Source organism: Chimaeribacter sp. YP20170169 (genome assembly GCF_056739715.1).
Genome location: NZ_CP176824.1, coordinates 327,734 through 352,657 on the forward strand (window position 1 = coordinate 327,734; position 24,924 = coordinate 352,657).

15 protein-coding genes, 1 tRNA gene and 1 rRNA gene are annotated in these 24,924 nt (G+C 57.1%); 9 read left to right on the forward strand and 8 right to left on the reverse strand.

Annotation, left to right across the window (positions count from 1 at the left end; translation table 11 throughout):
- The first annotated feature begins 66 nt into the window (after positions 1-66).
- Positions 67-182: ribosomal RNA gene (gene rrf, locus ACK3SD_RS01555) — 5S ribosomal RNA — on the forward strand.
- Positions 183-429: 247 nt separating this feature from the next.
- Here rrf and actP read toward each other — a convergent pair.
- The 3 genes from actP to acs are packed head-to-tail and all read right to left on the reverse strand — an operon-like array spanning position 430 to position 4,404.
- Positions 430-2,082, reverse strand: a complete 1,653-nt coding sequence (gene actP, locus ACK3SD_RS01560) for a cation/acetate symporter ActP (protein WP_481126551.1) — start codon at positions 2,080-2,082, stop codon at positions 430-432.
- Positions 2,079-2,390 (reverse strand): DUF485 domain-containing protein, encoded by a 312-nt coding sequence (locus ACK3SD_RS01565; RefSeq protein ID WP_137761980.1) that lies wholly within the window; start codon positions 2,388-2,390, stop codon positions 2,079-2,081. The genes actP and ACK3SD_RS01565 overlap by 4 nt, the downstream gene beginning before the upstream one ends.
- A gap of 52 nt (positions 2,391-2,442) precedes the next feature.
- On the reverse strand, positions 2,443-4,404 hold the full coding sequence (gene acs / locus ACK3SD_RS01570) for an acetate--CoA ligase (protein ID WP_481126552.1): 1,962 nt from the start codon (positions 4,402-4,404) through the stop codon (positions 2,443-2,445).
- Positions 4,405-5,283: 879 nt separating this feature from the next.
- Between acs and gltP the strand changes: the two genes are divergently transcribed.
- From gltP to pqqF, 8 genes are all read left to right on the forward strand, one after another.
- Positions 5,284-6,600, forward strand: coding sequence for a glutamate/aspartate:proton symporter GltP (gene gltP, locus ACK3SD_RS01575; protein ID WP_137764873.1), 1,317 nt, complete (start codon positions 5,284-5,286; stop codon positions 6,598-6,600).
- A gap of 156 nt (positions 6,601-6,756) precedes the next feature.
- Positions 6,757-7,794 (forward strand): dipeptidase, encoded by a 1,038-nt coding sequence (locus tag ACK3SD_RS01580; RefSeq protein WP_481126553.1) that lies wholly within the window; start codon positions 6,757-6,759, stop codon positions 7,792-7,794.
- 222 nt (positions 7,795-8,016) lie between these two features.
- Positions 8,017-8,088, forward strand: a complete 72-nt coding sequence (gene pqqA / locus ACK3SD_RS01585; RefSeq protein WP_071822147.1) for a pyrroloquinoline quinone precursor peptide PqqA — start codon at positions 8,017-8,019, stop codon at positions 8,086-8,088.
- Positions 8,089-8,145: 57 nt separating this feature from the next.
- Positions 8,146-9,057, forward strand: a complete 912-nt coding sequence (pqqB, locus tag ACK3SD_RS01590; protein ID WP_481126554.1) for a pyrroloquinoline quinone biosynthesis protein PqqB — start codon at positions 8,146-8,148, stop codon at positions 9,055-9,057.
- A gap of 9 nt (positions 9,058-9,066) precedes the next feature.
- Positions 9,067-9,831, forward strand: coding sequence for a pyrroloquinoline-quinone synthase PqqC (gene pqqC, locus ACK3SD_RS01595; RefSeq protein ID WP_481126555.1), 765 nt, complete (start codon positions 9,067-9,069; stop codon positions 9,829-9,831).
- A complete protein-coding gene (gene pqqD / locus ACK3SD_RS01600; RefSeq protein ID WP_137761985.1) occupies positions 9,828-10,109 on the forward strand; it encodes a pyrroloquinoline quinone biosynthesis peptide chaperone PqqD in 282 nt (93 codons plus the stop codon). The genes pqqC and pqqD overlap by 4 nt, the downstream gene beginning before the upstream one ends.
- Complete coding sequence (gene pqqE, locus ACK3SD_RS01605; RefSeq protein WP_137761986.1) at positions 10,078-11,238, forward strand: pyrroloquinoline quinone biosynthesis protein PqqE; 1,161 nt, start codon at positions 10,078-10,080, stop codon at positions 11,236-11,238. The genes pqqD and pqqE overlap by 32 nt, the downstream gene beginning before the upstream one ends.
- Positions 11,238-13,649: a pyrroloquinoline quinone biosynthesis protein PqqF gene (gene pqqF, locus ACK3SD_RS01610; protein ID WP_481126556.1), complete on the forward strand. Its 2,412-nt coding sequence runs from the start codon at positions 11,238-11,240 to the stop codon at positions 13,647-13,649. The genes pqqE and pqqF overlap by 1 nt, the downstream gene beginning before the upstream one ends.
- Positions 13,650-13,753: 104 nt before the next feature.
- Here pqqF and ACK3SD_RS01615 read toward each other — a convergent pair whose 3' ends face one another.
- The 5 genes from ACK3SD_RS01615 to cutA form a co-directional block, all read right to left on the reverse strand.
- Positions 13,754-20,995, reverse strand: coding sequence for an Ig-like domain-containing protein (locus tag ACK3SD_RS01615; protein ID WP_481126557.1), 7,242 nt, complete (start codon positions 20,993-20,995; stop codon positions 13,754-13,756).
- A 1,057-nt stretch (positions 20,996-22,052) separates the two neighbouring features.
- Positions 22,053-22,128: transfer RNA gene (locus ACK3SD_RS01620), tRNA-Phe, on the reverse strand.
- A gap of 141 nt (positions 22,129-22,269) precedes the next feature.
- Complete coding sequence (dicD, locus tag ACK3SD_RS01625) at positions 22,270-22,845, reverse strand: division control transcriptional repressor DicD (protein WP_481126558.1); 576 nt, start codon at positions 22,843-22,845, stop codon at positions 22,270-22,272.
- A gap of 42 nt (positions 22,846-22,887) precedes the next feature.
- The gene (locus ACK3SD_RS01630; protein WP_481126559.1) at positions 22,888-24,603 is read right to left on the reverse strand and encodes a protein-disulfide reductase DsbD; all 1,716 of its coding nucleotides are present in this window, start codon (positions 24,601-24,603) and stop codon (positions 22,888-22,890) included.
- Positions 24,576-24,902: a divalent cation tolerance protein CutA gene (cutA, locus tag ACK3SD_RS01635; RefSeq protein ID WP_137761992.1), complete on the reverse strand. Its 327-nt coding sequence runs from the start codon at positions 24,900-24,902 to the stop codon at positions 24,576-24,578. Before cutA ends, ACK3SD_RS01630 begins: the two co-directional genes overlap by 28 nt.
- Positions 24,903-24,924 lie beyond the last annotated feature (22 nt).

Genomic DNA, 24,924 nt, shown 5'->3' on the forward strand with positions numbered 1-24,924 from the left:
GAGACGCGATATTCAGCTTGGTTCAGATATCTGATGGCCCGGTGGGCGGTCAGAGCACAGAATTTGCCTGGCGGCACGAGCGCGGTGGTCCCACCTGACCCCATGCCGAACTCAGAAGTGAAACGCCGTAGCGCCGATGGTAGTGTGGGGTCTCCCCATGCGAGAGTAGGGAACTGCCAGGCATCCATTCACAAAACAGCCTCATGCGACAGCATGGGGCTTTTTTGTTTGCCTGAAAAACGGGAAAAATAGATCCTGTGGGCATAAATTTTCGTTGAGCAGGCAATAAGTTTGTACTCTATGCAGCCTTGCCTGCCCAATAGAAAAGCCCCATGCGACAGCGTGGGGCTTTTTTGTTTACATCATAATCGTTAATGCCATGAAAAAGGCCATCCAACGGGATGGCCTTTGGGTTTGCTTGATGAGCTATCAATGTTCCACGCTTTGCGAGATCCCTACACCGGTTTGCGAACGGACAAACTGTGAGAAGAAGCGCGCCCGCTCTTGTTCACCTTGCACCGAATGATCGGTGATCGAGAATAGCCAGGTGCCGACAAAGGCAACGATCATGGAAAACAGCGCAGGATACTCATAAGGGTAAATTGGCGCGGCATGGCCGAGGATCTGTACCCAGATTGTCGGGCCAAGGATCATTAGCAATACGGCCGTCAACAGCCCTAACCAGCCGCCAATCATGGCACCGCGAGTGGTCAGTTTTGCCCAGTACATCGACAGAATGATAATCGGGAAATTGCAGCTGGCTGCGATAGAGAAGGCCAGACCGACCATGAAAGCGATGTTCTGCTTCTCAAACAGAATCCCCAGTCCTATTGCCACGATCCCCAGGATCAGTACCGTAATCTTGGAAACGCGCAGCTCATCCTGCTCGGTCGCCTTACCGTTCTTCACCACGCTTGCGTACAAGTCATGGGAGACCGCAGAGGCACCGGCCAATGTCAGACCCGCGACCACGGCCAGAATGGTAGCGAAGGCGACGGCAGAGATAAAACCAAGGAAGAAGTTACCGCCGACCGCATTAGCCAGGTGTACCGCCGCCATATTAGTGCCGCCCAGCAGTGCGCCAGTGGCGTCTTTGAAGATTGGGTTGCCCCCTACCAGGAAGATTGCGCCAAACCCGATAATAAAGGTCAGGATATAGAAATAGCCGATGAAGCCAGTGGCGTAGAACACGCTTTTCCGGGCCTCCTTGGCATCATTTACGGTGAAGAAGCGCATCAGGATATGTGGCAAACCGGCAGTACCAAACATCAGAGCCAGGCCAAGGGAGAGGGCGGAGATCGGGTCAGAGACCAATCCGCCAGGGCTCATAATGGCCAGCCCTTTGGGATGTGTGCTAATTGCCTCGGTGAAGAGCCGGTTGAAATCAAAGCCTACGGATTTCATCACCATCAGCGCCATAAAGCTGGCACCAGCCAATAGCAGCACGGCTTTGATAATCTGCACCCAAGTGGTCGCTAACATGCCGCCGAATAGCACATACAGCACCATCAAAATCCCAACCAAAATCACCGCAATATGGTAGTTAAGGCCAAACAGCAGCTGGATCAACTTGCCGGCACCTACCATCTGGGCGATTAGGTAGAGCGCGACCACCACCAGTGAGCCACATGCTGACAGCAGCCGGATTGGCTTCTGTTGCAGGCGGTAAGAGGCGACATCGGCGAAGGTGTAACGCCCTAGGTTACGCAGACGCTCAGCAATCAAAAACAGGATGATTGGCCAACCTATCAAGAAACCGATGGAGTAGATCAGGCCATCGTAGCCAGAGGTATAGACCAGCGCCGAGATCCCGAGGAACGAAGCCGCAGACATAAAGTCGCCGGCAATCGCCAACCCATTTTGGAAACCAGTAATGCGCCCGCCCGCCGTGTAGTAATCCTGGCGTGAGCGGGTGCGTTTGGCGGCCCAATAGGTGATATAGAGGGTCGCCCCGACAAACAGTACAAACAGGATGATGGCCTGGATGTTCAGCGGTTGCCGCTGGACATCACCGGCTACCCGCGCCAGCGCGGCTGGAGGTAGCGCCAGTAGCGCCAGCGAAGCGATCAACTTGGTGTTCATGGCTTCACCCCACGCACCAGCTCCTGCGTCAGGCGATCAAACTCGCCATTGGCCCGGAAGACGTAGATCCCGGTCAGGATGAAGGAGATCAGGATCAGCCCGATCCCAACCGGAATACCGCGGGTGATCACCGTGTCCGTCCCGATGGGGGTGCCCAGCCACTGTGGATCGAACGCGATCAGCAAAATAAAGCTGACATACAACACCAGCGTAATGATTGAGAGCAGCCAGGCAAAGCGGCCACGTTTTCGCACCAATTCCCTAAAGCGCGGGTCCTTTTCAATCCCTTGATAAATCGCATCATTCATCGGAGTCTCCTGTGAGGCATTGATTGAGAACACCGCCCTCAGGGCGGTGTAATTACGATGCAGCGTTCATTGATTGTTTTTCTTCCAACAGCTTCTCGACGACGCCGGGATCGGCGAGGGTAGAGGTATCACCTAAGTTAGCGGTGTCACCGGCGGCAATTTTGCGCAGGATACGGCGCATGATCTTGCCGGAGCGGGTTTTTGGCAGGGCATCGGTCCAGTGCAGAATATCGGGCGTGGCAATGGAGCCAATCTCCTTGCGAACCCAGTTACGTACTTCAGTGTAAAGCTCAGGCGAAGGTTCCTCACCGTGGTTGAGGGTGACATAGGCGTAGATTGCCTGACCTTTAATGTTGTGGGGGATGCCAACCACCGCGGCCTCAGCAATTTTCGGATGCGCCACCAGAGCCGACTCAATCTCCGCCGTCCCAAGGCGATGCCCGGAGATATTCAGCACATCATCCACCCGGCCGGTAATCCAGTAGTAACCATCTTCATCTCGGCGTGCGCCATCACCGCTGAAGTACATGCCTTTGAAGGTAGAGAAGTAGGTCTGCTCGAAGCGCTCATGGTCGCCAAACAGCGTTCGTGCCTGTCCCGGCCAGGAGTCGGTAATCACCAGGTTGCCTTCACAGGCACCCTCTTGCGGATTGCCCTCATTATCAACCAGCGCGGGCTGTACCCCGAAGAACGGGCGGGTCGCGGAACCGGCCTTCAGCTCCGTGGCGCCCGGCAGAGGGGTGATCATGAAGCCACCGGTTTCCGTCTGCCACCAGGTATCAACGATTGGGCAGTTGCCATTGCCGATCTTGTTGTAGTACCACTCCCAGGCTTCCGGGTTGATCGGCTCCCCGACCGAACCCATGATGCGCAGTGAATCACGAGAGGTGCCCTCAATTGCCTTGTCACCCTCGGCCATTAAGGCGCGGATGGCGGTCGGTGCGGTATAGAGGATGTTGACCTGATGCTTGTCGATCACCTGTGCCATACGGTTTACGGTAGGGGAGTTGGGTACCCCCTCAAACATCAACGTAATGGCGCCGCAGGCCAGCGGCCCATAGAGCAGGTAGCTGTGGCCGGTTACCCAGCCGACATCTGCGGTGCACCAGTAGATCTCGCCGGGATGGTAATCAAACACATATTTGAAGGTCATGGCGGCATAGACCAGATAGCCGCCGGTGGTATGGAGTACCCCTTTCGGCTTGCCAGTCGAACCCGAGGTATAGAGGATGAACAGCGGATCTTCCGCCTTCATCTCCTCCGCCGGGCAATCATCGGACACATCACGGATCACATCGTGCCACCAGAGATCGCGTCCCTCCTGCCATTCACCCTGCTTACCCGTACGGCGCAGGACAATGCTATGGGTAATGGACGTGACAGAGGCATTCTTCAGCGCGTCATCCACATTCTTTTTCAGCGGGATGGTGCGGCCCGCGCGCAGGCCCTCATCGGCGGTGATCACCAGTTTGGCGCTGGAGTCGATAATGCGCCCGGCCACGGCATCCGGTGAGAAGCCACCAAAGATCACCGAGTGCACGGCACCAATACGGGCGCAGGCCAGCATCGCGACAGCCGCTTCTGGCACCATCGGCATATAGATGGCGACCACATCGCCCTTGCGGATGCCCAGTTTTTTCAGGGCATTGGCGAAGCGGCACACCTGTTGATGCAGTTGCCGGTAGGTGAGGGTCTGGCTCTCCTCCTGCGGATTATCTGCTTCCCAGATAATGGCAGTCTGGTCACCGCGCTCAGCAAGATGGCGATCGAGACAGTTGGCTGCCAGGTTCAGCGTGCCATCTTCAAACCAACGAATAGAGATATTGCCCGGTACAAAGGAGGTATTCTTTACCTGGCTATAAGGCGTGATCCAGTCAATGATTTTGCCGTGTTCCCCCCAAAAGGCTTCCGGGTCTTCAACTGATTGCTTGTAATACTGCTGATATTGCTCTGGATTGATCAGGGCATGCTCTGCAATGGCGGCAGGGACAGGGTGTTTATGAATCTGGCTCATCGTCATTTCTCCTTGAGAATGTTAATAGTATGTCAACCATAAGTTAATTGTAGTTTGCCTTGGTTCTTTGTTCTCTTTTTGGGCGACAGATCACGCAACACGTAACTTTTTGTGAAAATCTCAATAAATTAATCACTTCTGTGATGAGAAAGGGCAGATTAATTGGTAAAAAGTTGCTGGGTAAAAACGTGAATAAGCAGGGAAAAACCTGCTATTTAAATGAAAAAGCAGTAAAGCCGCCGTTTAACGCCATTCATTTCTAATTTAGTCAGTACCTATCAATGACATCGATAAAAAGTATCGGCATCTCAGGAATAAATAGGGCGCTGATTTTTTACTCGTCATGAATAAGCATTAGGGCCGCCAAGATTTCCTGCATGAATAGCAGTCAGGCAGAGGGCGATAGCTAGAGGAAATTATTGTCTCGGCGTGATGTAGTGGAAGCTGAGGTAAAATGGCAGTAAATGCCCTTTCACCCTGTTAATGGTGTGGATATAACGGCGCGAGCTATATTAACATTTTATAAACATAATAGCGGTGGGCGATGGGTAAATAGTGAGCGGGAGGGCGACTTTTTTTAAATTCTATTTTCAGAGTGGCGCCTATAGATATTTGCGACAAAGAGGAAATTATTCAAGCGATAACATAAACTTATGACAGCATGGTTATTACATAAGCATTATGTATGGCTTTTGTGGGTAAATTGCATACGAAATCAACGCTTGCAGTGCAGCGGTGCAAAATGATACTGATTTAGCCGGCTTGCATCTGACGGGAAGTTGCAGCGCCCATCTCATTAACTATAGCCCGTATGTAACGATTAAGTACTCTTTTCACCAAATTAAAATGGGGAAAGGAGGCTTTGAGGACTTTTTCGGTATGAGAAATGTTAAAATAAGCCTCGCCTGGCAAATCCTGATTGCATTGGCATTAGGCATTATTGTTGGTGCCGTACTGCATAACCAACCTGAATCAAAAACATGGTTGGTGGATAATATTCTTAATCCGGCAGGAAGTATTTTTATTCGCCTGATTAAAATGATTGTCGTACCTATTGTGATTGCCACTCTGGTTGTTGGTATTGCCGGCGTGGGTGACGCAAAAAAACTTGGCCGCATCGGACTGAAAACCATTATTTACTTTGAAGTGGTTACCACCATTGCCATTGTAGTGGGAATTACCCTGGCTAATGTTTTTCAACCCGGTCACGGTATCGATATGTCGACGCTCTCTGCGGTCGATATTTCCCAATATGAGAAAACCACTGAAGCAGTTGAGAGCAGTGGCCACAGTCTGGTAGGGACAATCCTGTCGCTAATTCCGTCGAACATCTTCTCTTCGATGGTAAAAGGTGACATGTTGCCGATTATCTTCTTCTCTGTGCTGTTTGGTCTGGGCCTCTCCTCCCTGCCGACAGAGACCAAAGAGCCGCTGCTGAAAGTATTTAAAGCGGTCTCGGAAACCATGTTCAAAGTGACCAACATGATCATGCGTTATGCACCGATTGGTGTATTCAGCCTGATCGCGGTGACAGTGGCAAACTTTGGCTTTGGTTCACTCCTGCCACTGGCCAAACTGATGCTGTTGGTCTATTTCGCCATTATTTTCTTTGCGCTGGTGGTGTTGGGCGGCATTGCGCGGATGTGTAACTTACGCATTATGACGCTGATCCGTATTTTGAAAGATGAGCTAATCCTCTCCTATTCTACCTCCAGTTCAGAGACTGTTCTGCCGCGTATTATTGAGAAGATGGAAGCCTATGGCGCGCCGAAAGCTATCACCAGTTTTGTGGTGCCGACCGGTTACTCCTTTAACCTTGATGGCTCGACGCTGTATCAGGCAATTGCCGCCATCTTTATTGCGCAGATGTATGGCATCGACCTGTCGCTGAGCCAGGAGATCATTCTGGTGCTGACGCTGATGGTCACCTCCAAAGGCATCGCCGGTGTGCCGGGCGTCTCCTTTGTGGTGCTGCTGGCGACGCTGGGCAGCGCGGGCATTCCGCTGGAAGGTCTAGCCTTCATCGCCGGTGTTGACCGCCTGCTGGACATGGCGCGCACCGCGCTGAACGTAGTAGGCAACGCGCTGGCGGTGCTGGTGATTGCGAAGTGGGAGAACCAGTTCGACAGCGCCAAAGCGGCCCGCTATGAAAAGCGCATGATGTTGCAAAAAGCGCGTGAGCTGAAACAGTCCTGATTCAGCTTCATCCAGAGAGGGAACTGCTGACGCAGTTCCCTTTTTTAATGGCCGCTGCCAGCGGCTTTTGTTGCATAACTAAAGACTTTCTTACTTGCGCCCCCCTTGGCCTTTCCGTATAACAAAACCGAAATTCCACCTGCCATACTGAATACTATGCCGAATCTCCCCGCTTTCCCGGTCTTTGATGGCCATAACGATCTGTTGCTGAATCTCTGGCTGCACCATGATGCACAGCCAGCCGCCGCATTTTTGCAGGGGGGCATTCAGGGCCACCTCGATTTGCCGCGGATGCGGCAGGGACGTTTCGCGGGTGGCATGTTCGCGGTATTCGTGCCGCCAGCTGAACACGCTGCCAAAATAAAGCCAGCAGCGGCCGACGCGCCACACGATCCGCTCGGCATCACCCGCCAGCAGATTGCCATCCTGCAACAGCTGGAGGCGGACTCCGCAGGGCAAGCCAAAATCTGCCGCACGGCGACCGAGATTGAGCAGTGCATGGCCGCCGGCCAATTGGCGATGGTGCTGCATATTGAGGGGGCGGAGGCGCTGGATGATGAGCTGGCGCTGCTGGATGAGTTCTATGATGCCGGGCTACGCAGCCTGGGGCCATTCTGGAACTTGCCGAACCGCTACGGCTTTGGCATCAGCGGCACCTTCCCCGGCTCGCCGGACACGGGCGAGGGGCTGACCGCCGAGGGCATCGCGCTGTTACGCGCTTGCAATCGCAAACGCCTGCTGATCGATCTCTCCCATATGAATGAGAAGGCCTTTTGGCAGACCGCCGCCCTTAGCGATGCGCCGCTAGTAGCCACTCACTCCAACGCCCATGCGCTCTGCCCGCAGCCGCGCAACCTGACAGACAAACAGCTGGCTGCCATCCGTGAAAGCGATGGGCTGGTGGGCGTCAACTTTGGCAACGCTTTTTTGCGTAGCGATGGGCAACGCAGTGGAAACACCCCGATAACAGAAATCGTCAAACATATTGACTATTTGATCGCTAAACTGGGTGAAGACCGGGTCGCCTTTGGCTCGGATTTCGATGGCATCAGCGTGCCAGATGAGCTGAAAGACGTCACGGGCTTGCCCCGCCTGCAACAGGCGCTGGCAGACGCTGGCTATGGCACTGAGCTGATTGAAAAAATTTCCTGGCGCAACTGGTTGCGGGTATTGAAAGGCACCTGGGGCGAGTAGGGGAGCTGACGTTGCCTGATGCTTCAGCCCGTATTAAGGGTTGATTAACTATTTACATTGGAGCAACATCAGCGCCGCTAAAATCGTTGCGGCCTGGCAGCCTGCCGGGTTGACCCGCCAACAGGTATTTATCCCTGCTGAATTTGACAACCCGTCAGTTGTTTGCCGCAATTACCTGAGCATGTGTGACATGCTTCTTTATGACACCAAGAGGATAACCCCATGTGGACTAAACCTAAATTTGTTGACCTGCGTCTCGGCCTGGAAGTGACTCTGTACATTTCCAACCGTTAATCCCCATGCCCACGGCCTGGCTGTGGGCATCTTCTCTTCTCCCTTCTCGGTCTACACATGCAGATTAAAGTTCTCGGTTCTGCGGCGGGCGGCGGCTTTCCTCAGTGGAACTGCCATTGCAGCAACTGCCAGGGCGTACGTAACGGTACGATCAACGCCTCTCCCCGCACGCAATCTTCCATCGCCGTCAGTGACAATGGCGAAGAGTGGGTACTGTGCAACGCCTCGCCCGACATCTGCCACCAGTTGGCGGCCTCGCCGGAGCTTCATAAGAAAGGGGTACTGCGCGGCACCGGTATCGGCGCAATTATCCTGACGGACAGCCAGATCGACCACAGTGCCGGTTTGCTCAACCTGCGTGAGGGGTGCCCGCACCACGTCTGGTGCACGCCAGAGGTGCATGACGACCTGACCACCGGTTTCCCGGTCTTTACCATGCTCTCCCACTGGAACGGCGGCCTGATCCACCATCCCATCGCCCCGCAAGAGAGCTTCTCCGTCGCGGTCTGTCCGACCATCCGCTTCACCGCCATCCCGCTGCTGAGCAATGCGCCGCCCTATTCACGCTATCGCGGCAAGCCGCTGCCGGGCCACAACGTCGCGCTGTTCATTGAGGACATCGCCAACGGTACTTCGCTGCTCTATGCGCCGGGCCTCGGCGAGCCAGACGACACCCTGCTGGGCTGGATGAAAAAGGCGGACTGCCTGCTGATTGATGGCACGCTCTGGCGTGACAATGAGCTGGCAGACACCGGCGTGGGGCGCAACACCGGGAAGGACATGGGCCACCTGGCGCTGGCGGAGGATCAGGGGCTGGCGGCACTGCTGCGCAGTATGCCAGCCAAACGCAAAATCCTCATCCATATCAACAACACCAATCCGATTCTCAATGAAGACTCAGCTGAACGCCGCCTCCTGACGGAGCAAGGGGTAGAGGTCAGTTGGGACGGCATGACGATTGCGCTCTAGGAGATCACCATGAGAACAGAGACGCCGGCGCAACTGATGACGCCAGATGAGTTTGAACAGGCGCTGCGCGCCAAGGGCGCGTACTACCACATCCACCACCCGTACCATATCGCCATGCACAATGGGCAGGCGACGGTAGAGCAGATCCGGGGCTGGGTGGCAAACCGCTTCTACTACCAGACCAGCATCCCGCTGAAAGATGCCGCCATCATGGCGAACTGCCCACATCCGGAGACCCGCCGCAAATGGGTACAGCGCATCCTCGACCACGACGGCACCCAGCCGGGCGAGGGCGGCATTGAGGCCTGGCTGCGTCTGGGCGAGGCCGTGGGCCTGCAACGTGAGGCGCTGCTTTCCGAGCAGTATGTGCTGCCGGGCGTGCGCTTCGCGGTCGATGCCTACGTCAACTTCGCGCGCCGCGCCAACTGGCAGGAGGCGGCCTGTAGCTCGCTGACCGAGCTGTTCGCCCCGCAGATCCACCAGTCACGGCTGGACAGCTGGCCGCAGCACTACACTTGGATTGAGCCAGAGGGCTACGGCTACTTCCGCAGCCGCCTGAGTCAGGCGAACCGCGACGTGGAGCATGGCCTGGCGCTGGCGCTGGAGTATTGCGACACCGTGGAGAAGCAGCAGCGTATGCTGGAGATCCTGCAATTCAAACTGGACATCCTGTGGACCATGCTGGATGCCATGACCATGGCCTACGCGCTGGATCGCCCGCCGTACCATACTGTTACCCAGCAACCTGTCTGGCATAGCGAGAGACTCGTATGATTGAGATCAAAGAGGCAAGCACCCCGGTTTTCCGCCGTGGTTACCGCCTGCAGTTTGAGAAGGTGCAGGATTGCCACGTGATCCTCTACCCAGAGGGGATGGCCAAGCTCAATGAGAGCGCGACCGCCATTCTGGAGCTGGTGGATGGCAAGCGCACCGTTGCAGACATCATTGCCGCGCTGGATGCGCGTTTCCCTGACGCCGGGGGTGTGGGCGAAGATGTGAAGGAGTTCTTCGTCAGCGCCTATGAACAAAAGTGGATCATGTTCCGTGAGTGAAAAACCACAGGTCAACCCGCCGCTCTGGCTGCTGGCGGAGCTGACTTATCGCTGCCCATTGCAGTGCCCCTACTGCTCCAACCCGCTCGACTTCGCCAAACAGGAGAAGGAGCTGACAACGGAGCAGTGGATCGAGGTGTTCCGCCAGGCGCGTGAGCTGGGCAGCGTCCAGCTCGGCTTCTCGGGCGGCGAACCGCTGGTGCGCAAGGATCTGCCTGAGCTGATCAAGGCCGCGCATGACATGGGGTTCTATACCAACCTCATCACCTCCGGCATCGGCCTGACGGAGAAGAAGCTGGAAGCCTTCAGTGAGGCGGGGCTGGACCATATCCAGATCAGTTTCCAGGCCAGTGACGAGACGCTGAACGCGGCGTTGGCCGGTTCGCAAAAGGCGTTCCAGCAAAAGCTGGCGATGGCCAAGGCGGTCAAGGCGCAGGGCTACCCGATGGTGCTCAACTTTGTGCTGCACCGCCATAACATCGACCAGATCGATCGCATTATTGAGCTGTGCATCGAGCTGGAGGCGGATGACGTCGAGCTGGCGACCTGCCAGTTCTACGGCTGGGCGCACCTCAACCGCGAGGGGCTGCTGCCGACGCGTGAGCAGATCGCCCGCGCCGAGGCCACCGTGCAGCGCTACCGCGCGAAGATGGCGGAGAGCGGTAACCTGGCGAACCTGCTGTTCGTCACGCCGGATTACTACGAGGAGCGCCCGAAAGGGTGCATGGGCGGCTGGGGTGCCATCTTCCTTAGCGTCACGCCAGAGGGCGACGCCCTGCCGTGCCACAGCGCGCGCCAATTGCCGGTGAAGTTCCCGTCAGTGCTGGAGCACGATCTCCACCACATCTGGTATGAATCTTTCGGCTTTAATCGCTACCGCGGCTATGACTGGATGCCGGAGCCGTGCCGCTCCTGCCCGGAAAAGGAGAAGGATTACGGCGGCTGCCGTTGCCAGGCCTACATGCTGACCGGCAATGCCGACAACGCCGACCCGGTCTGTAGCAAATCCCCGCACCACGGCCAGATTCTGGAGGCGCGGGAGAAGGCCAACTGCACCACCATGCTGATTGACCAGCTGACCTTCCGCAACCGCGCCAACTCGCAGCTGATCTTCAAGGCTGAGTGCTGATGCCGGAGGCGCGCGCGCTGATCCTGCCGAACGGCCTGCGGGTGCACTGCGTTACGCAGCCGCAGGGCGCGCGCGCCGCGGCGCTGCTGCTGGCCGATGCTGGCAGCCACGATGAGCCAGCCGAGTGGCCGGGGCTGGCGCACTTGCTGGAGCATCTGGTGTTTGCTGGCAGCGAAAGCTTTCGCGATCGGGCGCGGCTGATGGCGTGGGTGCAGGCGCAGGGCGGGCGGGTGAATGCCACGACGCTCGCGACCTCCACCGCCTACTTCTTTGAGGTCAACGCTGACCAGCTGGAAGCGGGTGTGGCGCGGCTGGTGGATATGCTGGCCGCGCCGCTGCTGACGCAAGAGGCGCAGCGCCAGGAGTGCGCCATCATTGATGCCGAATATGGCCTGCTCCAGACCCACGCCGAGACGCAGTGCGCCGCCGCCCTGAGTCTGGCGTTCCGTGGCCCAACGGCGCTGCACCGGTTTCAGGTCGGCAGCCGGGAAAGCTTTGGCGACGATGAAGATACCCTGCAACAGGCGCTGCGCGCTTTCCACCAACGTGTCTATCGCGCCGCCAACCTGACCCTCTGGCTGCACGGCCCCCAGCCGCTCGAGACGCTGGAACAGCTTGCCCGGCGCTATGGCGGCCGCTTTGCCGCGGGTGAGTTGCCGCGCCCGACGCCGCCCGCGCCGCCGGAACTGGCGGCCCAACCGGTCATCGATCTGCGCTGCGCTGGCACCCCACGGCTACGGCTGGGGTTCGCGTTATCGCCAGTGTCTTGGCCGGCGCTCTCCCTGTTGCGCCGGCTGTTGATGGATGAAGCCACTGGCAGCCTGTTGGCGGGCCTGCGGCAGGAGAACCTCTGTGACGAGGCGCGCCTGCTGCTGGAGTACCGCGCCGCCACTGCTGCCATTCTCTCCGTGGAGTTCAGCGGCAGCACTCTGACCCGTAGCGCGCTTCCGCGCATGGCGGCGCTGTTCCAGCACTGGTGCCAGCGGCTCACTACCTTGACGCCTGCCCAGCGTGAGCACTATGCGCATCTGGCGGAGCAGGAGGCCGGGCGCTTGCCGCCGATGGATCAGTTGCGTGAGCAGGCGTTTGGCTTCCCACCGCCCGGCAGGGTGGAGGAGGCGGAGTGGCGCGCGCTGTTGGCGCAACTGACAGACCGGCAGGGCGCCTGGCTGTGGGCCGCGCCGGATAACCGAGGGCAACAGGCCAGCGTGCAGGGATTCCCGCTGACACTCTCGACGCGCCCGCCTGAGCCGTTGCCAGCCGTGGCGACGCCTGACTGGCATTTCCACCCGTTGGCGCAACCCTCAGCCCTGCCAGCGTTACCTGTGAACGCGGTTCTCCTGCCGCAACAGGCGGCAACCAGCGGCGACCCGGTACTGCTGCTGCGCCCGGCGCGCGGCCACGCCTTCCCGGATGACTGGGGGCACGCCATACAGCGCGCCCTGCGGCCGCTGGCGGGCGATCTGGCCCATCAGGGTGGGGAACTGGCATTTGGCCGCCAGCAGGGCGTCTGGGCGCTGCGTTGCCGGGCACAGCCATCACTGATGCCACAGGCGTTGGCGCACATCTGCGCGCGGTTGCCGTTGTCGGCAGAGGCGGTGGCGCGAGGGCAGCAGGCCGCGCGTCAGGAGCAGCAGGCATGGCACGCGGACATTCCCATTCGTAGCCTGCTCAACCGCCTGCCGGGCTGTTTGGCCACGCCGACGGATAGCGCCTTTCCCGGCCATTGGCAGGCCAGCCTGTATGGCGGCGAAGAGTCGCTGCGCCTCTCGCTTGCCCGCCAGTTGAGCGCATTTCCGGCACCGGTCAACGCTGCGACCGGGATCGTCCCGATCCTGCCGCCAGTCCGGCGGATCTGGTCGATCGCCACCGCCAGCGCAGAGCGTGCGCTCCTGCTATTTTGCCCGCTTGACGATGCGCCGGACGCAAAAGTGGCGGGGCAGTTGCTGGCGATGATCTATGAGCCGCGCTTCTTCCAGCGGCTGCGGGTGGAGCTAAACATTGGCTACGTGGTCAGTTGCCGCTTCCACCAGAGCGCGGATCACGCGGGCATACTGTTTGCGCTGCAATCGCCGCACCTCACCACCCGCCAGCTCCTGAGCCACTGCAAAACGTTCCTCCAGGCCATGACGGCGGAGATCGCCGCGCTGCCCGCCGCAGCATTGTCGGAGATGCAGGCCGCGCTGATTGACCGTCTCCGCCAGCCAGCGGACAGCCTATTGGACCGCGCCTGGGACAACTGGCAGCATCCCGCCCCCGCGCTCGCGCTGATTGCACAGTGCGACCCTGACACGCTGCTTATGCACCACCAACGCCTCTGCCGCCAGCGCACCCGCTGGTGGATATTGAGCAACGAGTGGACACGCGACCGGGAATTGTCACCGGAAGCCAAAACGCAAAAACCCGCCTGATGGCGGGTTCTCCTTAGATATGTTGGGTAAAAGACGGTGAACCTAAAAAAGGATAATGCCCGGCTTAACCCGCTGGCATTACCCCTCTATAAGCGTGCTAAAAATTATTTCAGCGTAATATCCACCGTTAACCGGAATTCAAAACCGTAAAGTCCGTTGTTCCACTCTTTGCCCATGAAATGGATCAAGCCAGTATAGTGACCCGGTGGTAAATCAGGGTTTTCACTACGATTGAAGAAGAACTTCACTGAGTCTGGGTAGTTCCCATTGTCACATCGCGCGGCATTGTTCATCAGGAAAGTGCCGCAATCATTTGTGCGCGCCCCTTGCACATAGAGTGTGTATTGCTTGCCGGTGCCATCGGTCAGCACGATGGGCGTGGAAACATCACTCTTCTGGCTATATTGTATTTTCCAAACCAGGTTTGTCGGACCTGTGGTGGGTGCGACGGTTAAGTAACCCATTGAAGGATAGCCATAAATTCCCGCTGATTTATAGGTTGATGTATCGGACGTGATATACCAGGTGTCATACAACGTGCCGATGAAATTCACCGTATTATTCGTTTTGCTCGACGCATTAATGGAGACGGTAACCTCTGCCAGGCCATTGGTATTGCCTGACAGCGTGACCTTGCTCATACCCTGACTGTCTGTTTGCTGCGCGGTTGCTGACAGCTTGTTAATAGATGCTGTCCAGTTTACCGTCGCATTCGGCACAGGGTTGGCATTGGCATCCTTAATCTGCGCGGTATAGGTTGCCTTATCGCCGCCGTTACTCAGCACCGTGGTTTTATCCACGCTGAGGCTCGTGACGACTGCCGTTTTCACATCGCCGATGAAAGCGACTTTCGCGGCATTGAGCGTCATAGCAGGGGAGGTGAGGGATGCCGTCATCACCATATCGCTGGCTTTCAACGTTGTCGCGCTGACGGTCGCTACCCCGCTCGCATCGCTGTTGCTGCTTTTGGCAGACAGTGCCGCGCTGGCATCGCTGCTCTGCCAGCCAACAGCCACATCTGGCAGCAGGTTGCCGTTAGCGTCTTTCACCAGCACGTTCCAGATGACCTGCTCTACGCCATCCGCCACTGCCTGCGTTTTATCCGCCTGAATATCAGCCAGCTCCGCCGTGGTGATATCACCGATATACTCAACGCTGACGCGCTGCTCAGGGTGGTTAATCCCAGCCCCCAGTTGTGTGACCATGGCCTTGGTGGTCGTGAAGGTCATGGTTGCCGTCCCGGTGGCATTCGTCAGGCTGGTGTCGCCCGGCGTAAAGGTGCCCACACTGTTATCGCTTTCCCAGTGAACCAGCGCATCAGGCACGAGGTTGCCCTGGGCATCCTGAACCACCGCGGTTAGCGTCACGCTATCTTTCCCGGCCACCAGCCCACTCGTCCGGTCGGCGGTCATGCTGACCACTTGCGCAGTCGCTTTGTCAGCGCTAAAGAGGATGGTCTTCGTGGTTTTAGCGGGGGTTGCACCTACCCACGCGCCACCTGTATAGGCGATAGCGCTTTGTGAGCGTAGCTGTACCGTTGCCGTGCCGGTCGCATCTGTCACAGAGGTAGGTGACGAGAGCGTGAAGACCGGGTTCTGCTCAGTGGTGGTCGCTTCCCAATGCGTTGTTGCCTGATTCACTGGGTTGCCATAGCTGTCCAACACCGTGGCGATGAGCGTCACTGCATCACTGTTGTTGGCTATTGCGCTGTACTTATCCGCTTCGACCAGATCAACATGCGCGCTTTGCATATCGGCAACGATATTCAGCGTAAGGGCTTTCTGGCTACTGTTGACGCTGCTTGCCTGAACCTGGGTGGCTTGCGCCAGCGTGCCGCGGAAGGTCACGGTCGCGATGCCATCCGGCCCCGTTGTGGAGCGGGCTTCACTGAATTGCCCGGTGGCATTATCGCTTGTCCAGTTGACCATCACGCCCTGTACTGGGTGGTGATTGATATCCACCACTTCCGCACTCAAGGTAACAGTATCGCCCGCGGGAATGTCACCGGTTTTATCTGCCGTCAGCTTAACCAGTTGGGCCGTGGTCTTGTCCGCGGTGAAGGTGACGGTCGACGTGGCACTGCTGCCGTTGATGCTCATGGTAACCGTATAATCCCCGATTCCGGCGGAGGTCAGCGATACCACTGCCTCGCCCTGCGCATTGGTCTGGGAGGTGGTATCAGACAAGACGCCATTCCCCGGAGTGACTGACCACTCAACATCCGCATTGCTCAACGCATTGCCGTGGCTGTCCGTCACATTACCGGTGAAGGTGATGCTGTCCACGCCATTTGCCAGCGCGGTATCTTTGCTGAATTTCAGATCAACCGCCGTTGCCGTTTTCATGTCGCCGATAAAGGTGACCACTGGCGCATCGTAGGCAGCGCTGCTTCCTACGGTTGCTGACACGTTGACCTTGCCGGCTTCAGTGGTTTTGGCGGTGATGGAGGCTTTGCCGTTGGCATCCGTGGTGGTGGTTCCGGCAGAGAGCTGCGTTCCGGCTGGCGTGACCTGCCAGTCAACAGCGGTGTTCGCCAGTGCATTGCCATTCGCATCAGAAACCGTGGCGGTATAGGTGACGCTGTCCACGCCATCTGCGACTGCCTGGGTTTTATCCGTCTGGATATCCTTTATCTGGGCCGTAGTAGCGTCAGCCGTAAAGGTAAGCGGAACGGATGTTTGCGCCGCGCCGGCGGTAGCTCGGGCTGATACCGTGATCTGGCCGGCCTGTGTGGCCGTCAGCGTCATGGTGGCGTTGCCCTGTGCATCGCTGGTGCTAGATGGCGCATTCAACGTGCCCTTACCGGATGCCACTTCCCAGTTCACGGTCGCGTTAGAGACCGGGTGGTTGTTGGCGTCCACAACGTGGGCGACTAACGTGATCGCATCACTATTGTTCGCCACGGCCTGGGTTTTATCCTCCTTCAACGACTGCACCGTCGCGGTGGTCGCATCCGCGATAAAGTCGAGCGCTGGCGAAGTACGCGTCTGCCCATTGACGGTCGCGTTGACGGTAATCTTCTCTACCGCCGTGTTTTTCACGGTGATGCTGGCTTCACCCTGCGCATTGGTTGACACCTTCCCAGAGGAGAGCGTCGCCGTGCTGCTGGTGGTTTTCCAGGTCACTTCCACGCCGGCAACCGGATTTTTGCTGGCATCCTGTACACGGAGCGTCAGTGTGGTCGTGTCATTTCCATTGGCCAGAAGGGTGGTTTTACTGGCATTAATGTCGTCTGGGGTGGCGGTGGTAGTATCTGCCACAAAGCTGACATCCGGTGCGTTACGCGCCACGCCGCTGCCCGCGCTGGCGGACACGCTGACGGTCCCCGCTTGCGTGGTTTTCGCCGTCATCGTGGCTTTACCATTGGCGTCAGTGGTGGATGTCTTGCCTGCAAGCTGGGTCTGTGAAGGCACCGCCTCCCAGGTCACGGTCGTATTGGTCAGCGGGTTGCCGTTGGCGTCCTTCACGGTGGCGGTATAGGTCACCTTGTCCTGGCCATTTGCCACGGCCTGCGGTTTGTCCACCGTTACGTCGGTAACACCGGCGGTAACACTGTCGGCAATAAACGTCAGGGTGCCTGACAACTGTTCAGCCCCGGTGGTTGAGCGGGCGGAGACCTTGACCTGGCCTGCCTGTGTGGCGGTAAGCGTCACGACGGCATTACCCTGTGCATCACTGGTGCCCTGCGGCGCACTCAAGGTGCCACTGCCGGATGCCACGCGCCACTCGACGGTTGCCCCGGTAACGGCGTGGTTGTTATCCACTACATGCGCGGTGAGGGTGATGCGATCGTTATTGTTGGCTATTGCCTGAGTTTTATCCTCTGTAATTGACGCGACAGCCGCCGTGCTGGCGTCAGCCATAAACGTCAGTGCTGGGGAAGCCTGGCTTTGCCCATTAAAGACGGCATTGACCACCACATTCTCAACCGTGGTATCACTGACAGTGATGCTGGCTTCACCCTGCTTATCCGTCTGCACGCTGCTGGCGGAAAGGGCAGCCGTGGCGCTGGTGGTGTTCCAGGTCACATCCATATCGGGAACCGGGTTGTCGTTGGCGTCCACTAGCTGAGTGGTCAGTGTGGCGTTGTCCTTACCATTCGCCAGTAACGTGGTGTTGCTAGCGTTGACTGCGCGCAATGTTGCCGTTGAGCGGTCTGCGTTGAAGTGGGCCACCGGTGCACTCACCTCGTCGCCGCTGACTGCCTGGGCAAACACGCTGACATCACCTGCCAGAGTAGTGGTCACCGTTGCAGTAGCCTTGCCAGTGGCATCCGTTTGGCTGGTTGCGGTAATGGTGGTTTGCCCTGGGGAGGCGCGCCAATTTACCGGGCTGTTAACCAATGGATTACCGGAGGCATCAAGGACAGTGGCGGTGTATATCACGCTATCTGAGCCATTGGCTGTTGCCTGGGTTTTATTTGCCGTTATCTCCGTAATGGTCGCCGATGCGGTGTCGGCAGTGAACGTCAGCGTATTGGACGTTTTTGCCGTGCCGGATGCGATACTGGCCTCGACCAGTACTTGCCCAGCTTTGGTTGAGGTCAACGTAATCAGGGCGTTACCCTTGCTGTCACTGACAGTTTGCGCATCACTCAAGGTTGCCACGCCTTGCTTGACAGCCCAATTGACCGTGCTGTTTGCCACTGCGTGGCCGTTCGCATCGCTCACATGCGCCGTCAAGGTGATGCGATCGCTGTTATTGGCGGTCGCCTGATTTTTATCTTCCTGTATGGTCGCCACATTGGCGGTTGCGCTGTCGCTGGTAAAGGCGATGCTCTCCGATGTTTGCGTCTGCTTGCCAACTGTCGCGCTGACCGTCAGCATTTCCACGTCAGAAGAGGTGACGCTGATAGTGGCTTCGCCGTTGTCGTTCGTCTTGCTTTTGCTGGCAGAGAGATGCGCAGTTTGACTGCTGGTTTCCCATGAAATTTCAACGCCTTTAAGCGGATTATTATTGGCGTCCAGCAGCGTGGTTTTCAGTGTGGCTGCGTCCTGGCCGTTAGCCGGCACACTGGTTTTGTCTACTGTCAGCGGCGACAGAATGGCAGTGGAAACATCCACGACAAAAGTCAGCAGATCGGACTTAACCGGTGTACTGTTTGCTGGCGTAGCGGCAGAAACCACCACTTTCCCGATTTTCGGCGATTTGAGTGTCAGGGTTGCAATGCCCTCAGCATTGGTGGCACTCGACTTATCAGCCACATGGATCTGGCCATCTTCGCTCTCTACCGACCACTGTACCGAGGCATTTTCCAAGGGATGGTTGCTGGCATCTTTGACCAGAGCGCTTAAGGTCACGCTGTCCTGGTTATTGGCCTTAATCCGGGTCTTATCCTGATCAACCTTAACGACTTTTGCTGAGGCGGCATCAGCGGTAAAACTCAGCGGATCGCTGCTTATGCTGGCACCGTTTTCGATTTGGGCTGTCACGGTGGTGTTCAGCACCTCCGTGCTGCTCACCGTCACCGAGGCTTCGCCCTCTGCATTGGTGACGCTGGTGGCAGAGGAGAGAAGCGTCTTATCGTTGTCTGTTGTCCAGTGCAGGGTGATGTTACTGGCTGGCGTATTATCCTTTTTGACCACATGCGTGGTCAGGGTAATGGTGTCGCTGCCATTGGCCAGTGCGCTCTGTTTCGACGCATCCAGTGAGGTGAATTTAAGATCTTTGATCAGTGAGACGAGGGTAATGGTGGTGGTCGCCAGTTTCTGCGTGCCGTTCAGCAAGGGTTGAACCAGCACATCACCGGGCATCGTGCCGCTGGTGAAGGTACTGGTATAAACACCCGCGCTTTTCTCCGTCCAGCTGCTGATTTTTTCTTTCACATCCGGCGTTGCCGCCTTGACACCTTTCACACTCCTCTGGCGTACCAGTTCAGCGCTCAGGTTGCCAGCCAGCCCGGTAACCTGCTGCCCACTCACAGAAGCGATAGTGGTGGTGAGGGTTGTGGTACTGACGCCATCGGCCGCCAGGCTTGTGGCATCTAAACTGCTCTCGGAGACAAACTGTGCTTCGTCAAAGCCGTCAACGACCACTGACATATAGCTGTTGTCAGAGTGATTGCCCTGGTTATCCCAAGCGGTGGCAGAGACCACCCAGGCGTTATTCTCCTTGCCACCTTGCTGGTATGGGGGAAGCGTGATCGCCCATCCATTACCGACCTTATCGATTTTTCCGCCACGTTTAACCAGTGCATCATCCTGCCAGGTAAGGTGATCGACAGGGTATTTGCTTTTCACGTTGACGTTCACGGGCAGCACCTGCCCCTCTTTTCCCTCAATACGGGAAGGCAGAGAAAGGCTGATAAGCTCTTTTTTACGGTAGTCCAGGATGATGTTGTTGTTGCGGTTAACCAGCGCCATGCGGGAACCGAGCAGCGAACGCTGCTGTTTTACCTGATTAGGATCCAATTGGTCTTTCAACGGGACGCCGGCAGCCCAATTGAGTGCCAGATTGATCTGGGTATCTTGCTGGTCTTCTTTGCCAAATTTTTGATCCAGGCCAACGGTGACCAGCGGGAACGGGGTGTAGTTCAGGCCCGCCGTCAGGGCATACGGATCTTTTTGTCGATCGTCTTCATTGTTGCCAAACAGCGCCACATTGTCGCCGTAATACTTCTCCCAGGTTAACTTCGCGCCAAACTGCGGCCAACTGGGGAGGTAGCCTTCGGCCCGGATATCGTAACCATCAGCGACCCGCTCTTGGTAGTCCTCATACTCACGCGAATCCATCCAACCGGATAAGCGCTTATAGCCATTGGCGCTGATTTTCAGGTTATCCCACCCGAGTTCGCCACCCACACCCAGGCGCTGGTGCGCATTGTGCGAAATCTGACGATCGTAAAAGAGGTTAACCCCCCACATCCAATTGTCCGAGAAATGACGATAACCGACGCCGAGGTTAATGATGTTTTGGTCATCATGGCGTCTCCCACCGAACTGACTGAACAGCAGGTTCTGCTTCTTGTCATCGTACAGGGGGAACAACAGATCCAAATCAGCGCTGTCCAGTGAGAATTCATCATCAACGCTGACGTTGATTGCCGCAGTACCGAACTGTTGCAGCCACTGTTGGATTTCAGCGGTCGCCATTGAAGTACCCGCATTGATCATGGTGCTGGTCAGCGCATCCGCCGAGTTATCCTGGCTTAGCATGTTGCCGGCTGTGGTAGCCATTTGTGCCAGGCTCTGTTCAGTTGGTGTTGCCTGCGTGCTGGGCGTAGCCGAAAGGGTCTGTTCCGTATCGGCGAAGGCCGAAAAAGAAAACATCCAAGGGTTGATGCTTGTGATAAAGAGGTAAATTGTTGCCTGGAAGAAAGCAACAACCCTCCTAATTGAAGGATGCATGGTTTATTCCTGTTAAATCTCTTGATTTAAGGTTGAATAACATTTGCCTTTTATGTCTCTACCGAAAAAGAGTCTTTTTTGCTGGGTGGCAGAGATTCGATTTTATCGCTAGATGATGCTTGTCTCTTGTGCTTAATAACTCCTACGCATTCATTTTATGAATGGCAATATGTTTCATCATATGGGGGATCTTCGCTGCCATGACCGGATTTCCGTGTAAATCTATCGGTGCAATTCGTCTATCTGCTTTATCACCCCCTCTGATTTTAAATAGAGACCAAGCTTGGATTGTTTTGATCTATCCCAGATTTTATTTTATAAGTTCTTGTTTTATATTGTTATTATGAATGTAGGTAAGACGAATGCTATTCTTTCCTCATTGCTCAATTTCAACCGTTACCCATCAAGTACTGCAATGGATAATAGGCAGGCATGCAACAAGCGAGATTTATTCTAATTTGCTATAAAATATAGCGATCATTGATGAAAATCAACGCTTTATGAAACTTGTTCGGATAAACAATTCATTTATGGCCTGATTAGTTCGTAAAATAATTCGTTGTTAATTTGTGGTTTCTTTTATTGGGGTGTATTAATTTTTAACCGGTTGCTCTTCTTTTGAGAAAATAATGTGAAATCATTCAGCTCATTTTATTTTTCTTAATTCATTGTGTGAAAATATTGAATTAAAAATATTTGGTATGAATATGTATCTACGAGAAGGACGCAAAGTTTATGGCTGGTAGCACTGTGAGGATATTGTCAAAAGGGAGGGTGAGGAGAAGGGCGCCCGCGCTGTCCGCAGGAAGCGGCGAGTGAATCGAACGCAGTTCGATGGAGAGTCCGGATGCCAGAAAAGCAAAAACCCGCCGTAAGGCGGGTTTTTTGAATAGTGGTGCCCGGACTCGGACAAAACGCCGGGAGCGTTTTGCACAGCGCGTTAGCGCTGCCCGCAGGGCGAGCCGCAGGAAGCGGCGAGTGAATCGAACGCAGTTCGATGGAGAGTCCGGATGCCAGAAAAGCAAAAACCCGCCATAAGGCGGGTTTTCTGAATAAGTGGTGCCCGGACTCGGAATCGAACCAAGGACACGGGGATTTTCAATCCCCTGCTCTACCGACTGAGCTATCCGGGCAACGGGGCGCATTAAACCGTATTGGCTGGATGCCGTCAACGGCTTTATGCATATTTCTCCCTGCAAATGATTCGACTGCTCTCTTTTCCATCAATATCCCTCGGTGAGGGCGGATGAGCGCCGTTTTTCATCGGGCGGGCGTCAGGCCAGAGCACCATATTTCCGGCATTGCGCGACCTGCAAAACATCCTCTGCCAGCCGCAATGCCACCGCGACGTCGTGGGCCTGATGTTTTATCAGCAATTTACTCAGGCACCCCTCCAGAATCAGCTCCATCTGCTCGGCTACCATCGGCGCATCATCGGCGTCCATCTCCTGCAGCAGCGCCAGCGTGTAGTCATAGGAGGCGCGCTTTTGCTGCTCCGCCAGCTGGTGCACCGGGTGCTCCGTATCTGGGAAGAAGCTACAGGCGGCGATAAACAGGCAGCCGGGGTAGCGTTGCTGCTCCACATACTCACCGAGCACTTTGTAGCGCGCCAGCAACTTCTGTTGCGGCAACAGCGTCTCATCAAGCAGCAGTTGCCGCCGCCAGGCATCAATCTGTTGGCCGTGGTGGCGCAGGCAGTCATAGAGCAGCGCCTCGCGATCCGGCCAGAAGCGGCTTAACTCCTCCACTGAACTGCCCGACGCCGTGGCCACCATCTCCACTGTGGTGGTGGCCAATCCGCGCTGCTCCAGGAGCGTTAATGCATGGTTCAGCACTTGTTCACGTTGCACGTTGGCGTTCTCCCGTTTCCCCATTCAGACAAGTAGTGTCGTTTACTGATCCCGTTTCTGCAAATGCGCCGTGAAGGCTGGCGCGTCCATAAACCCGGTAATGCGCAGGGCGGTCTGCTCCTCCCCCTGGCGATTGAACAGCAGAATAGTTGGCAGGCCCAGCACCTTCAGCTCGCGCAGCAGTGCCTGCTGTTCCGGCGTATTGGCGGTGACATCCGCCTGCAACAGCACGGTATCCGCCAGCGCACGCTGTGCCTCCGGCTGGCTGAAGGTGTACTTCTCAAACTCTTTGCAGGCTACGCACCAGTCGGCATAGAGATCAAGCATCACGCGCTGGCCGTGCGCCTGTTGCAGCGCCTGCGCCAGCTCTGCCCGGCTACGGATCGGTTGGAAAGCCAGCGCGGGCGGTTGGGCCGCGGTGGTCGGGGAGGGGAAGGCCCACTCCTGAACTGGGCGCGCCACCACCAGCGCGGCGGCCAACAGCAGCAGTTGCAGCGGCCGAATGCCGCGCCGTGTGCCCTTCAGGCTCAGCAGGAACGCCCAACCGAAGAAGGCGATGCCGAGCAGGCTCCATAGCCGTTCTCCCCAGGTGTCGCCCACGATCCGCTCCAGCAGGAACACCGGCAGCGCCAGAATCACAAAGCCGAACGCCTCTTTCACATGCTGCATCCACGGCCCGCTGCGTGGCAACAGGCGGTTGCCGAACAGCGTTACCGCCATCAGCGGTAGCCCCATGCCCAGCGCGTAGAGATAGAGCGTGCCACCGCCAGCCAGCAGATTGCCGCTCTGGGCGATGTAGAGCAGGATGGCGCTCAGCGGCGCGGTGGTGCAGGGGGAGCAGATCAGCCCGGCCAGTGCGCCCATCGCAAACACGCCGGGCAGCGAGCCGCCGCGCTGGTGATTGCTCCATAGTGCCAGCCGGGTCTGGAGGGCGGAGGGCAGTTGCAGGGTGAACAGGCCGAACATCGACAGCGCCAGCAGCACAAACAGTACCGACAGGCCCACCAGCACCGCCGGGCTTTGCAGGGCTGCCTGGAAGGAGAGACCGGCAGCGGCCACCACCAGCCCCAGCAGGGTGTAGGTCAGCGCCATCCCTTGCACGTAGGCCAGCGCCAGCCAGAAGATGCGGCCACTGCGCTGGCGTTGCTCACGCCCAAGGATCAGGCCGGAGATGAGCGGGTACATCGGCAGCACGCAGGGAGTGAAGGCAACGCCAATGCCAATCAGCAGCGCCCAGAGCGGCGAGAAGGGCCGCGAGGCGGGCGGGGCGTCAGGAACCACCACCGGCGGCGCGGCGGCTGGCGTTGTTTCGTCCGGCGTAACCGCCGTCAGCGGTACGATTTTGGTCTCTGGCGGGTAGCAGAACCCCGCCTCTGCACAGCCCTGATAGGTCACCTTCAGCTGGCTGCCCGGCGCGGCGCGGTCAATCGGCAGGGCCACGGACAGCGCATCCTTATAGATTTCGGTAATGCCGAAAAACTCATCTTTATGCGACAGCCCCTCCGGCAACGTCACCGACCCGAGGGTGGCGTTATCGGCCGTCCACTGGATCTGCTGGCGATAGAGGTAGTAACCGGGCTTGATCTGCCAGTTGAGCGTCAGTTGCGCGCCGCGCTGGGCGAAATCAAAGGCGAACGCCTGATCGGGCGGCACGAATTGCTGGGAAGTAGGCTGCGAAAAGAGTGAGGCGTGCGCAGCCAAAGGGAGCAGCAGCAGGCTGCCCGCCCAGATTATGGCTTTAATGATGCGGTAATCCATGAGAGGTAATCTTTGTCTCCGTCGCGAACCGGTAGTACCAGCAGTTCCGGTGTCTGATAGGGGTGGTGTTGTTTTAGGCAGGCGAGCAGCGCCTCTTGGTGCGCGCTGTCGCTCTTGATCAGCATCTGCACCTCATACTCCTGTTCAAGCTTGCCCTCCCAGTAGTACATCGAACTGGCGCCGGGCAACACGGTCACGCAGGCGGCCAGCTTCTCGCCAAGGGCGACGGCGGCCAGCCCTTGCGCACTCCCTTCGTCCGGTGCGGTACAGAGCACGACAATCGCGGTGGGTTCAGTCATCAGGGCCTCGCGTGGGGTAGGG